Source organism: Guptibacillus sedimenti, from assembly GCF_028610665.1.
In the GTDB taxonomy this organism is placed as follows: domain Bacteria; phylum Bacillota; class Bacilli; order Bacillales; family Guptibacillaceae; genus Guptibacillus; species Guptibacillus sedimenti.
Genome location: NZ_JAQQWV010000001.1, coordinates 1,536,498 through 1,549,169 on the forward strand (window position 1 = coordinate 1,536,498; position 12,672 = coordinate 1,549,169).

Annotated in this window: 13 protein-coding genes; 12 read left to right on the plus strand and 1 reads right to left on the minus strand. The window is 39.6% G+C overall.

The genetic code is table 11. The features are described 5' to 3' along the window. The first annotated feature begins 4 nt into the window (after nucleotides 1-4). The 8 genes from PQ578_RS07605 (at nucleotide 5) to PQ578_RS07640 (ending at nucleotide 7,031) form a co-directional block, all read left to right on the plus strand. Nucleotides 5-988 carry an alpha-ketoacid dehydrogenase subunit beta gene (locus PQ578_RS07605; protein ID WP_160918842.1) on the plus strand — a complete coding sequence of 328 codons (984 nt, stop codon included), beginning with the start codon at nucleotides 5-7 and terminating at the stop codon, nucleotides 986-988. A gap of 27 nt (nucleotides 989-1,015) precedes the next feature. Then, the gene (locus PQ578_RS07610; RefSeq protein WP_273832975.1) at nucleotides 1,016-2,314 is read left to right on the plus strand and encodes a dihydrolipoamide acetyltransferase family protein; all 1,299 of its coding nucleotides are present in this window, start codon (nucleotides 1,016-1,018) and stop codon (nucleotides 2,312-2,314) included. 125 nt (nucleotides 2,315-2,439) lie between these two features. Then, a complete protein-coding gene (locus PQ578_RS07615) occupies nucleotides 2,440-2,868 on the plus strand; it encodes a BrxA/BrxB family bacilliredoxin (protein WP_159783030.1) in 429 nt (142 codons plus the stop codon). 245 nt (nucleotides 2,869-3,113) lie between these two features. Next, nucleotides 3,114-3,911 (plus strand): transporter substrate-binding domain-containing protein, encoded by a 798-nt coding sequence (locus PQ578_RS07620; protein WP_273832979.1) that lies wholly within the window; start codon nucleotides 3,114-3,116, stop codon nucleotides 3,909-3,911. Nucleotides 3,912-3,937: 26 nt separating this feature from the next. Beyond that, nucleotides 3,938-4,597: an amino acid ABC transporter permease gene (locus PQ578_RS07625; RefSeq protein ID WP_098444144.1), complete on the plus strand. Its 660-nt coding sequence runs from the start codon at nucleotides 3,938-3,940 to the stop codon at nucleotides 4,595-4,597. Beyond that, the gene (locus PQ578_RS07630) at nucleotides 4,590-5,312 is read left to right on the plus strand and encodes an amino acid ABC transporter ATP-binding protein (RefSeq protein WP_273832983.1); all 723 of its coding nucleotides are present in this window, start codon (nucleotides 4,590-4,592) and stop codon (nucleotides 5,310-5,312) included. The genes PQ578_RS07625 and PQ578_RS07630 overlap by 8 nt, the downstream gene beginning before the upstream one ends. Before the next feature lie 180 nt (nucleotides 5,313-5,492). Next, entirely contained in the window at nucleotides 5,493-6,461 is a 969-nt protein-coding gene (locus tag PQ578_RS07635; RefSeq protein WP_273832985.1) for an aromatic acid exporter family protein, read from the plus strand. Nucleotides 6,462-6,500: 39 nt separating this feature from the next. Next, nucleotides 6,501-7,031, plus strand: coding sequence for a L,D-transpeptidase (locus tag PQ578_RS07640; RefSeq protein ID WP_420541537.1), 531 nt, complete (start codon nucleotides 6,501-6,503; stop codon nucleotides 7,029-7,031). A gap of 92 nt (nucleotides 7,032-7,123) precedes the next feature. On the opposite strand, the gene prli42 is transcribed toward PQ578_RS07640, so the two are convergent. After that, complete coding sequence (gene prli42, locus PQ578_RS07645) at nucleotides 7,124-7,216, minus strand: stressosome-associated protein Prli42 (RefSeq protein WP_142329569.1); 93 nt, start codon at nucleotides 7,214-7,216, stop codon at nucleotides 7,124-7,126. Nucleotides 7,217-7,425: 209 nt separating this feature from the next. Between prli42 and PQ578_RS07650 the strand changes: the two genes are divergently transcribed. The 4 genes from PQ578_RS07650 to PQ578_RS07665 are packed head-to-tail and all read left to right on the plus strand — an operon-like array spanning nucleotide 7,426 to nucleotide 12,638. Then, the gene (locus tag PQ578_RS07650; RefSeq protein ID WP_273832991.1) at nucleotides 7,426-9,084 is read left to right on the plus strand and encodes an acyl-CoA mutase large subunit family protein; all 1,659 of its coding nucleotides are present in this window, start codon (nucleotides 7,426-7,428) and stop codon (nucleotides 9,082-9,084) included. 22 nt (nucleotides 9,085-9,106) lie between these two features. Next, entirely contained in the window at nucleotides 9,107-9,943 is an 837-nt protein-coding gene (gene mce / locus PQ578_RS07655; RefSeq protein WP_273832993.1) for a methylmalonyl-CoA epimerase, read from the plus strand. Next, the gene (locus tag PQ578_RS07660) at nucleotides 9,943-11,490 is read left to right on the plus strand and encodes an acyl-CoA carboxylase subunit beta (protein WP_273832995.1); all 1,548 of its coding nucleotides are present in this window, start codon (nucleotides 9,943-9,945) and stop codon (nucleotides 11,488-11,490) included. The genes mce and PQ578_RS07660 overlap by 1 nt, the downstream gene beginning before the upstream one ends. Before the next feature lie 26 nt (nucleotides 11,491-11,516). Beyond that, nucleotides 11,517-12,638, plus strand: a complete 1,122-nt coding sequence (locus PQ578_RS07665) for a M20/M25/M40 family metallo-hydrolase (protein ID WP_273832997.1) — start codon at nucleotides 11,517-11,519, stop codon at nucleotides 12,636-12,638. Nucleotides 12,639-12,672 lie beyond the last annotated feature (34 nt).

A 12,672-nucleotide genomic window follows, 5' to 3' on the forward strand; every position in this document is an offset into this window, starting at 1 on the left:
CACTATGCCAGTTATTTCATATATTCAAGCGATAACCCAGGCTTTAAGAGAAGAAATGCAGCGCGATGAGAAAGTTTTTGTACTAGGCGAGGATGTTGGTGTACGCGGAGGTGTTTTCCGCGCAACGGACGGTCTTTATGACGAGTTTGGTGAACACCGTGTGATTGATACACCACTTGCAGAATCAGCCATTGCTGGTGTTGGAATTGGTGCTGCCATGTACGGAATGAGACCTGTTGCAGAAATGCAGTTTGCGGATTTTATTATGCCTGCTGTTAACCAAATTGTATCTGAAGCAGCGAAGATTCGTTATCGGTCAAACAACGATTGGAATTGTCCTATTACAATACGTGCCCCTTATGGTGGTGGCGTTCACGGTGCACTTTATCATTCACAATCCGTTGAAGCGCTTTTTGCTAACGTCCCTGGACTTAAAATTGTTATGCCTTCTACCCCTTACGATGCAAAAGGGCTGTTAAAAGCTGCCATTCGTGATAACGATCCGGTTCTTTTCTTTGAGCATAAGCGTGCTTATCGGTTAATTAAAGGCCAGGTCCCTGAAGAAGAGTATACGCTTCCGATTGGAAAAGCTGATGTAAAACGTGAAGGTGACGATATTACAGTGATTACATACGGTCTAAGCGTGCACTTTGCTCTTCAAGCAGCAGAGAAGCTTGAAAAAGACGGTATTTCTGCACATGTTCTAGATCTTCGTACAGTTTACCCATTGGACCGTGAGTCCATTGTAGAAGCTGCGAAAAAGACAGGTAAAGTTCTTCTTGTTACGGAAGACAACAAAGAAGGAAGTATCATTGGTGAAGTTTCTGCCATTATTGCAGAAGAGTGTCTTTTTGATCTTGATGCGCCGATTCAACGCTTAGCAGGACCGGATGTGCCGGCTATGCCGTACTCCCCACCAATGGAGAAGTACTTTATGCTGAATCCTGACAAAGTAGAAAAAGCAATGCGCGAACTAGCAGAATACTAAAAGATTGTAAGAAGTGGAGGGTTTATTGTGGCAGTTGAAAAAATACTGATGCCTCAACTTGGAGAAAGTGTCACAGAAGGAACGATTGAAAAATGGCTCGTTGAAGTCGGTGATACTGTAAACAAATATGATCCAATTGCAGAGGTAAATACAGATAAAGTGAATGCGGAAGTACCTTCATCTTATTCAGGAGTTATTAAAGAACTAGTCGCTGGAGAAGGCGATACAATTGAAGTCGGTGAGCTTGTATGTTACATCGATGTTGAAGGTGGAGCAGCTAAAGAAGAAAAGCAGGAAGAGTCAACAGGTCAACAGGCGATTGAAAACATTTCTGAAGAAAAGAAAGAGCAGGATGAGGATCAGCCGATGAAACGTCGCTACTCACCAGCAGTTCTTCGTATGTCTCAAGAGAATAATATCGACCTTGAACAAATTAGCGGTTCTGGTAAAGGTGGTCGTATTACCCGAAAAGATATTCAGAAGGTAATTGACTCAGGTGAAATTCCAGCACCAAAGCAAGAACAAACTCCTGCTGAAAACAAAAAAGAAGAGAAGAGTGAAGCTCCAAAAGCTCCATCAAAATCAGTGCCAGAATCAAAAGCCGCTGATGTTCCTGTTGCAGAGGGCGATATTGAGATTCCAGTGACAGGTGTTCGTCGCGCAATTGCAAACAATATGCTTCGCAGTAAGCATGAAGCTCCACATGCGTGGACAATGGTGGAAGTAGATGTAACAAATCTTGTGGAATACCGTAATGGGATTAAAGATGATTTCAAAAAGAAAGAAGGGTATGGTTTAACGTTCTTTGCTTTCTTTGTTAAAGCTGTCATCGAAGCACTTAAAGAATTCCCTCAAATGAATTCGATGTGGGCTGGAGATAAAATCGTTCAGAAAAAAGATATTAATATTTCGATTGCGGTTGGAACAGATGAATCACTTTTCGTTCCGGTTATTAAGAACGCAGATGAGAAATCAATTAAAGGGATTGCTCGTGAAGTGAAAGAGCTTGCCCAAAAAGCAAAAACAGGTAAGCTTAAAGGTGAAGAAATGCAGGGTGGAACGTTTACAGTAAATAACACTGGCTCATTTGGCTCTGTTCAATCTATGGGCATTATTAATTATCCTCAAGCAGCTATTCTTCAAGTAGAGAGCATTGTGAAACGACCAGTCGTTATGAATAACGGGATGATTGCTGTCCGTGATATGGTAAATCTTTGCCTCTCTCTTGATCACAGAGTACTTGATGGCATGATTTGCGGTAAGTTTCTTGCTCGAGTGAAAGAAAACCTAGAAACAATCTCAAAAGATAACACATCTGTTTACTAAAATGTACAGCCATCTCATTAAGGGATGGCTGTTTTTTTGATAGAATGAAAGCGTTTCTTGGAAAAGTGAAGTGATTCGCGATACAATAAGAAAGAAAGCGATTTGAATTAAGGGAGGAATCTATCATGTCAATGGACTTTAATCTATTTATGAATGATGTTGTCGCGACAGCTCGTGAAGAGATCAAAGCAGCAGGATATAAAGAATTAACTACACCTGAAGAGGTAGAAGAGGTTGTGACAAGTAAAGGAACGACACTTGTGATGGTCAACTCAGTATGTGGTTGTGCAGGAGGCGTTGCGCGTCCTGCTGCAAGGATGGCGATCAATAACGAGAAAACACCAGATAATCTTGTAACGGTTTTTGCCGGTCAGGATAAAGAAGCAACAGCAAAAGCACGTTCTTATTTTACAGGGTTTGCACCGTCTTCTCCTTCATTTGCTATTCTAAAAGACGGAGAAATCATTAACATGGTAGAACGTCATGAAATCGAAGGAAGCGATCCTGAAGAAGTATCCGGAATGTTACAATATTTATTCAATAAATATTGTTAATCGCTTTTAGTGAGCACCAGGCAATTTGCCTGGTGCTTTTTTATGCATAATTTATTCATTTTCGATTTTATAGGAAACGGACTGAAGAAGAATATCATTGTGTTATTAACAGAATATACAGAATAAAATAACTTTAATTTATATAAAAATATATGAATAAATATGTAGAATAAGAACGAGATATCTGATATAGTAATAAATATTCAAGTTAACGAATTATTATACAATTATCAGGGGGAATAAAAATGAAGAAAAATTGGTTAATCGTGATAGTAGGATTATTTATGGTAATGGGACTTGCGGCATGCGGATCATCAAATGAAGATACAAGTCAAGATGAGGGAGGAAATTCAGAAAAAACCCTCGTAATGGGCACTTCTGCTGACTATCCGCCGTTTGAATATATTGATTCTGCGCAAGGAGAAGAGATTATTGGATTTGATGTAGATATCGCAAATTACATTGCTGATGAGTTAGGCTATAACGTTGAGATCAAGGATATGGATTTTAGCGGACTAATTACTGCATTAAGCAGTGAGCGTGTCGATTTTGTTCTTGCAGGGATGACGCCTACAGAAGAGCGTAAGGAGAACGTTGATTTCTCAGATATTTATTATTCAGCTAACCATATGATCGTTTCTTCAACGGATAATGAAATGATAAAACCTGAAGATCTCGGTGGAGCAAAAGTAGGGGTTCAACTTGGCTCAATTCAAGAAGACAAAGCCAAAGAATTAAAAGAAAGTGGAATCGATATGGAAATCATCACGTTAAATCGTATTCCAGAACTCATTCAAGAACTTAAATCAGGACGTTATGATGCCATAATTATTGAAGATACTGTAGCAAAAGGCTACTTAGAAAGTAATTACGATCTAACTGGTGAGAATCTTCCTAATACAGAAGAAGCGGGGTCAGCTGTCGCTTTCCCGAAAGATAGTGAGCTAACGAAAGAATTTAATGAAGTAATTAATGAAATGAAGGATAGTGGCAAGATGGACGAGCTTATCGAAAAGTGGTTTGGACAGGACACCGTAGAATAACATCATAGAAGAAAGGATGAACAGGCATGAATTTGGATTTCGGTCAATTCGTGCCTAATATTCCCTACATCCTGCAAGGAATATTGGTCACGTTAAAGTTTGTTAGTGTTTCAGCTATAGTAGGATTTGTACTCGGCACAATACTTGCTTTATTTAAAATCGGGCGAGTAAAGATGCTTAGTTGGCTAGCTGATGCTTATACATCTGTTTTCAGAGGTACCCCTCTTATCTTACAGTTATTATTATTTTATCATGCAACGCCTCAGTTAACAGGTTATGATATTTCAGCTTTTGAAGCGGGTGTTCTCTCATTTGGTCTCAACTCTGCCGCCTATATATCTGAGATAATACGAGCAGGAATTCGTGCAGTAGACACTGGACAAAATGAAGCTGCCGCCGCCCTGGGTATTCCTTATCGTCCAATGATGAAGGATATTATCTTGCCGCAAGCTATGAAAAACATTTTACCTGCTCTTATGAATGAGTTTATTACATTAACAAAAGAATCTGCGATTGTTTCTGTTATTGGTGTTTTTGATATTATGAGACGAAGTCAGATCGTGGCTGCTGAGAAATTCAAATACTTTGAACCGTTACTAATTGCAGGGATAATTTACTATTTGCTTGTTATGATTTTAACGCTGATAGGAAAAATAGTAGAAAGGAGAATGAGTCGGAGTGATTAAAGTAGAAAACCTTCACAAAAATTTCGGTAACAATGAAGTATTAAGTGGGATTAATACATCGATTAAGAAAGGTGAAGTGGTTGCGATTATAGGACCTTCTGGATCTGGTAAGTCGACTCTTCTTCGGTGTTTAAATCAACTAGAACAAGTTAGTTCTGGTTCAATTTGGGTGGATGATAAGAAACTAACAGACTCATCTACAAATATCATGAACTTACGCCAGACAATTGGGATGGTCTTTCAACATTTCCACCTATTTCCACATAAAACCGTTTTAGAAAACCTTATCTACGCACCAATGAAAGTAAAGGGAATAAAGCGAAATATTGCTGAGGCAAAAGCTCACGAGCTCCTTTTACAAGTAGGTCTATCGATGAAGGCGAATGAGTATCCAAAGCGCTTGTCTGGTGGACAAAAACAGCGTGTTGCGATTGCTAGAGCCCTAGCAATGGAGCCAGAATATATGTTGTTTGATGAACCTACATCTGCTCTTGATCCAGAGATGGTTAAAGAGGTATTAGACGTCATGAAAGATCTTGGGCAATCTGGCATGACGATGGTCATCGTTACCCATGAAATGGCATTTGCAAGAGAAGCGGCAGATAGAATTTTGTTTTTAGATGAAGGAAAACTTGTTGAGGAGAGTGAACCTACTTCATTCTTTAATCACCCTAAAACAGATAGAGCAAAAGTATTCTTAGATAAGGTGTTGTAAAGTGAACATTCGTGTTCACTTTTTTGTTTTATTAAGTGTTTATTATGTATTAAATAAAAAATTGGTTATGAAAGCGTTGTCTATACGAAATTAACTGTTCAATCAAGAGAAAATGGTTTAGACTCTGATAATTGAAGGATATTAAAGAAGTAACTCTTATTGTGGAAGGAAGAATTTTTATTGAAAGTGAAAATTGGCTATCGAACGTTAAAAACAGCAATAGGAACTGGGGTTGCCATCACCATTGCGCAACTTTTCTCACTTGATAACTATGTTTCTGCCGGTATTTTAACGATTCTTTGTATTAAACCAACAACTAAACGATCATTTCGAAGTTCTTGGGAACGGTTTTTAGCTTGTTTACTTGGTATTGTATTTAGTGCAGTATTCTTTGAAGGAATTGGTTATACACCGTTTAGCATATCTTTATTGCTACTCTTCTTTATACCAGTAGTTGTTGCAATAAAAGCAACGGAAGGCGTTATTACAAGTTCAGTTATCATACTTCATATTTATAATTTCAATCATGTAAGTTGGGGAATTGTATGGAATGAAGTAGCGATTATTGTCATAGGAATTGGAGTTGCACTTCTCTTTAATTTGTATATGCCAAGCCTTGAAAAAGATTTGTTGAATATCAGAAAACAAATCGAAGAAAAATTTTCAGTTATCCTTATGGAGTATGCTGTTTATCTTCGTGAAGGGGAAAGTAATTGGGATGGAAAAGAGATCATTGAAGTTGGTGACTTACTTCAGTATGCTAAGAACCTTGCACTCAAAGATATAGAAAATCATATGTTACGTGATGATGATAAGTATTATGTTTATTTTAAAATGCGCGAAAAACAATTTACGATCTTGGAGAGAGTGTTACCAATTATTTCATCTCTTGATCAAACTTATATTCATGGTCGTACAATGGCTGATTTTATGGAGAAGCTCAGTAGCTCAGTAAAGCCCCAAAATACAGCAAATGTTTTTCTAGAAGAATTAGAAACGATGCGTGAGGAATTTCGGAATTCTCCACTGCCTGCAGATCGCGAAGAGTTTGAAACGCGCTCAGCCCTTCTGTATTTTCTAAATGAAGTCGAACAATATTTATTACTAAAGCGTTACTTTAAACCAGGCGCTTTTTCAAAAGCTGAATGAATCCTATAAATGGTTGCATGATAGAGAATAAAAGGAGTGATACATTTGTTCTCTATCATGTTATCACTGTATTTATCGGTATCCATTCTCTTTCCATTCGGTACTCAGCCAAATGCAGGTGACCCATTTCTTATTGTAAATAAGAAGGTGAACGAATTAGCTTATATTGATGGAAATGAAGTTCAGCGTGTTTTATCGGTAGCGACTGGTAAAAGTATAGATCAGACTCCTGAAGGACTATTTACAATAATTGTGAAGGCGGAAAATCCTTATTACAGAAAGAAAAATATTGAAGGTGGAGTGAAAGAGAATCCGCTTGGTACAAGGTGGATTGGTTTTGATGCAAAAGGAACAAACGGTAGAATTTATGGCGTCCATGGAACAAATCGTCCAGATTCAATTGGGAAATATACAACTGCTGGATGTATTCGACTTTTAAATGAGGAAGTTGAACTGCTTTATAATGACATACCAATTGGAACTAAAATTCTAATTACTTCAAGCGATCAAACTTTTCATGAACTGGCAAGTAAAGCTGGAGCGATAGGAGAAAATATCGAATTAAAGTGATCATAAAAGAAGAAGCTGTCTAATGGCAGCTTCTTCTTTTCTATGCTTTGTTTCCTATATTTATAAAATGGCTAGTTGAAAATGTGATGTCATTAAAACAACATCGCTGTTGCTCCAGCAAATAAACTAAGAAGCATCGAAATTATCATAATATAAACAACGATCTTTGTAGCTTTACGAGGCATGAGAGTCCCTCCCAAAATAAGCATTCTATCGTTATTTTACAATGATTTGTTGGGATGGACAAGACTATCCTTGATGAAATTAGAAAGTGCTTCGACAAATTTTACGAATCTTAGAGGAAAACGCTTACTTTATCCAGAATTAAATATAAGTTAGACATCTAAATTTCTAATCGATTCAATTAGAGGAAGACAACCAGGGAGGAATGGGGATGGAGACAGAAAAGAAAGATTTTCAAAGTCAATTTGAGGAATGGAAAGCACTAACTGAAAAATTAATCGAGAAATTTCCGGAGAAAAAAGAAGCGTTTAAGACGAGCTCTGGAATTGACATAGACCGTCTTGGATATCCGGCTCACTTAGGTCAGCATTACATGGAGAAACTGGGTTTACCCGGACAATATCCATACACACGAGGGATTCAACCAACCATGTATCGTGGTAGAACATGGACAATGAGACAATATGCGGGGTTTGGCTCAGCTGAGGAAACCAATCGTCGTTTTCGCTATTTACTCGATCAAGGTCAAACTGGCTTATCCGTTGCCTTCGATCTTCCAACGCAGATTGGATATGATTCGGACGATATGATGGCAAAAGGAGAAGTTGGTAAGGTAGGGGTAGCGATTGATTCACTCGATGATATGGAAGCGCTTTTACGAGATATCCCCCTTGATAAAGTGAGTACGTCCATGACGATTAATGCGCCGGCATCGGTATTACTAGCGATGTACATCGTCGTAGCAGAAAAACAGGGAGTATCACAAGAACAAATTTCTGGAACGATCCAGAATGACATTTTAAAAGAATATATAGCAAGGGGAACGTATATTTTTCCTCCAAAACCATCTATGCGATTGATTACAGACATTTTTGCCTATTGCGCAGAGTATGTACCGCGATGGAATACGATTAGTATATCTGGCTACCACATTCGAGAAGCGGGTTCGACGGCTGCTCAGGAACTAGCTTTTACCATTGCGAATGGCATTGCTTATGTCGATGCAGCAATTGAAACGGGGTTAAAAGTCGACGATTTTGCGCCAAGGCTTGCTTTCTTTTTTAATGGGCACAATCAATTCCTTGAAGAAGTTGCGAAATTTAGAGCAGCGCGAAGAATCTGGGCTAAAATTATGAAAGAACGGTACGGTGCAAAAAAGCCGAAAAGTCTGCAGCTCCGCTTTCATACTCAAGTTGCTGGATCAACGTTAACAGCCCAACAGCCGGACAACAATATCGTCCGGGTGACCATTCAAGCACTTGCGGCTGTTCTAGGAGGGACACAGAGCCTTCATACAAATGCGAAAGATGAAGCGTTAGCCTTACCAACGGAAGATTCCGCACGGATTGCTCTTAGAACCCAGCAGATTATTGCAAACGAAAGCGGCGTAACCGATACGGTTGATCCCCTTGGTGGCTCTTATTTTATAGAGAATTTGACTGATCAGCTTGAAGCTTATGTTTTTGATTATATTCGTAAGATCGATGATATGGGCGGAGCAGTATCCGCTGTTGAACAGGGCTATATGCAGCGCGAAATTCACCAGGCTGCTTATGAAACGCAAAAGAAAATCGAGAGTGGTGAAGAAGTCGTCGTGGGCATGAATCAATACAAGTTAAAAGACGAACCCAAACCAGAATTACATCGTATTGATCCAGAGCTTCAACGGAAACAAATTGAAAAGCTTGAAACTCTAAGGACTACAAGGGATCAACATCGAGTGAGCGCTCGGTTGGAGGAATTAAGGTCGGGAGCTAAAGGCACAAGTAATTTGATGCCGCTTATTATTAATTGTGTTCGAGATTATTGTACAGTCGGTGAAATATGCGGCATACTCCGAGAAGAATTTGGCGAATACACTGGAATTTAAACAAACGGGGAGTGGAAAAGAGATGAAGAAGATACGCGTTTTAATTGCGAAGCCAGGTCTTGATGGTCATGATAGAGGCGCTCTTGTAATCGCTCAGGCCCTTCGTGATTATGGAATGGAAGTAATTTATACGGGTTTAAGGCAAACGCCACAACAAATCGTCACAGCAGCAATACAAGAAGATGTGGATGCGATTGGCTTATCATGCTTATCAGGTGCACATAATGAACTATTCCCTGAAATTGTTTCACTGCTAGAACAGCGCAATGCGGGGGATATTATCGTTGTGGGAGGTGGAGTTATTCCCTGGGAAGACATTCCGTTCTTAGAATCAAAAGGAATTCAAAAGGTATTTACGCCAGGTACGCCAACTAAAGATACAGCTGTTTTTATCGAAAAAGCAGTGTACGAGCGAGACGGAATCGATCAATCGATTAAAGAACCTCCTAAAAAAATTGATCACATCGGAATTGCAGTATCTTCTCTAGAAGAGGCACTCCCTTTTTATGTGAACCAGCTTCATTTGAAACTAGAGGCAATCGAAGAAGTTGTTTCAGAAGGGGTGAAAGTGGCTTTTATGAAAATCGGTGAGTCTAGAATAGAACTTCTAGAGCCTATTGGAGAATCAAGTCCGATTGCTTCATTTATTAATAAAAGAGGCGAGGGAATTCATCACATCGCACTTGCAGACGATCGAATTGAAGACAGGCTACGTGAACTTTCTGAAAACGGAGTGAAACTTATTCATGAAACGCCTGTTCAAGGTGCTGGTGGAGCGAATATTGCATTTCTGCATCCTAAATCAGCAGGAGGGGTCCTGTACGAACTTTGTGATAAACCTTCGAAGGAGGCAGAATAATGGATATGTATGATAAAATCAATGAATTATACGATCGACGGAGAGAAGTAGAGCTTGGAGGTGGGGATGAACGAATTAACAAACAGCATGAGAAAGGAAAGTTAACGGCTCGAGAACGAATTGATTTACTCGTTGATCCGGGTACGTTTGTTGAACTTAATTCGTTTATTGAACATCGATCTCAAGATTTTGGAATGGGAGATGTAAAAGCGCCGGGTGAAGGTGTGGTCACTGGTTATGGAAAGGTGAATGGCCGTCCTATTTATCTATTTGCGCAAGATTTTACCGTTTTTGGCGGAGCGCTAGGTGAAATGCATGCCAAAAAAGTAGCACACGTTATGGATCTTGCAGCGCGTAATGGTGCGCCAATTATCGGTTTGAACGACTCTGGAGGTGCGAGGATTCAAGAAGGTGTGGTATCATTGGATGGGTATGGACACATCTTTTATCGAAACTCCATCTATTCTGGTGTGATTCCACAAATTTCGGTGATTATGGGGCCTTGCGCAGGTGGAGCTGTTTATTCCCCTGCAATTACAGATTTTGTTTTTATGGTAGAAGATACGAGTCAGATGTTTATAACTGGACCAAAAGTCATTGAAACGGTTACACGTGAGAAGATTACAGCAGAAGACCTTGGTGGTGCGAAAGTCCATCGTTCTAAAAGTGGTAATGCTCATTTTACAGGTAAAACAGAAGAAGAGGTTCTCGCAAGCGTTCGTGATTTGATTCGTTATTTACCATCAAATAATGAAGAAAAGAGTCCTATCATTAAAAGTGAAGAACGTGACGATTTCTGTGCAGATCTTGCTGACATTGTGCCATTTGATGCGACCAGGCCATATGACGTTAGAACGGTGATTGATGCAGTAGTAGATAAAGACTCATTTCTTGAAGTACAAAAATATTTTGCGAAAAACATTGTGATAGGTTTTGCACGAATAAAAGGTGAGACAGTAGGAATGGTTTGCAATCAGCCAAAAGTAATGGCTGGTGGACTCGATATTGATTCATCTGACAAGCTTTCACGCTTTATTCGGTTCTGTGACTCTTTTAATATTCCATTGATAACGTTTGAAGATGTAACGGGATTTTTCCCAGGTATTAAACAGGAGCATGGAGGTATTATCCGCCATGGAGCTAAAATTCTTTATTCCTATTCAGAAGCGACCGTACCAAAAATTACGGTTATCCTAAGGAAAGCATACGGTGGCGCTTATGTCGCTTTAAATTCCAAATCCATTGGAGCCGATCTCGTGTATGCATGGCCAAATGCTGAAATTGCCGTAATGGGTCCGGAAGGTGCAGCAAATGTGATTTTTGCAAGAGAAATTAATGAGAGTGAAGATCCGGAAGCAACGCGAGCTGCAAAGATTGAAGAATATCGTGAGAAGTTCGCGAACCCATACATAGCTGCTTCACGTGGGATGGTTGATGACGTCATCGATCCAAGAGAAACAAGGAAGAAACTGATTGAAGCGCTCGAAATGATGCGAAATAAGCACGAAGAACGCCCTAAGAAGAAACACGGCAATATCCCGCTTTAAACCGATTTCTAGGAGGCACAAACAACATGATTAATGAACAAAGACTAGTAGACGAATTTTTAGAGTTGGTTCAAATTGATTCTGAGACGAAACACGAGAAGAAAATTGCTGCCATTTTAAAGGAGAAATTCACATCGCTTGGTGTGGAAGTAGAAGAAGATGATGCTGCAGATAAGACAGATCATGAGGCAGGGAACTTAATCTGCACGCTTAAAGGGAACGTTGACAAAGCAGATCCGATTTACTTTACTTCTCATATGGATACAGTTGTGCCAGGTAAAGGCGTTAAGCCATCCATCAAAGATGGGTATGTGGTGACCGATGGAACAACGATCCTTGGAGCCGATGATAAAACAGGTTTAGCGGCTATGTTTGAAGCCATTCGGGTATTAAAAGAACAAAACATTGAGCATGGAACGATTCAGTTTATTATTACGGTTGGAGAAGAATCAGGACTTCAAGGTGCAAAAGTTCTTGATCCTGAAAAGCTAATCGCCAAATTTGGTTATGCGCTTGATAGTGATGGTGAAGTCGGAAAAATCATTACCGCTGCTCCTACGCAAGCGAAAATAAAAGCAACCATTTATGGGAAAACAGCTCATGCTGGTGTTGCACCAGAAAAAGGCGTTTCAGCGATCACAATGGCAGCCAAATCAATCGCGAAAATGCCGCTTGGTCGACTTGACGATGAAACAACAGCGAATATCGGTCGGTTTGAAGGTGGTTCTCAAACAAACATTGTTTGTGATCATGTAGAAGTACTAGCTGAAGCGCGGTCTCTAGTTCCAGAAAAGATGGAAGCGCAAGTCGAAAAAATGAAACAAGCATTTGAAAAAACGGCTTCTGAAATGGGCGGTTCTGTAGAACTTGATATTAAAGTTATGTACCCTGGCTTTAAGTTCAGTGAAGGCGACTATGTTGTTGAAGTAGCCAAGAAAGCGATGGAAAAGATTGGACGTCGCCCAGAACTATTAACAAGTGGCGGTGGAAGTGATGCCAATGTGATTGCTGGGCATGGTATCCCTACAGTCAATCTTGCAGTTGGTTACGAAGAAATTCATACGACGAATGAAAGGATGCCAGTAAAAGAGTTAGTAAAGGTATCTGAAGCAGTTATCTCAATTATTAAAGAAGTTGCCAATGCGTAGAAGCATTGTTTAGAACATTGTCGATTTTCGGCAA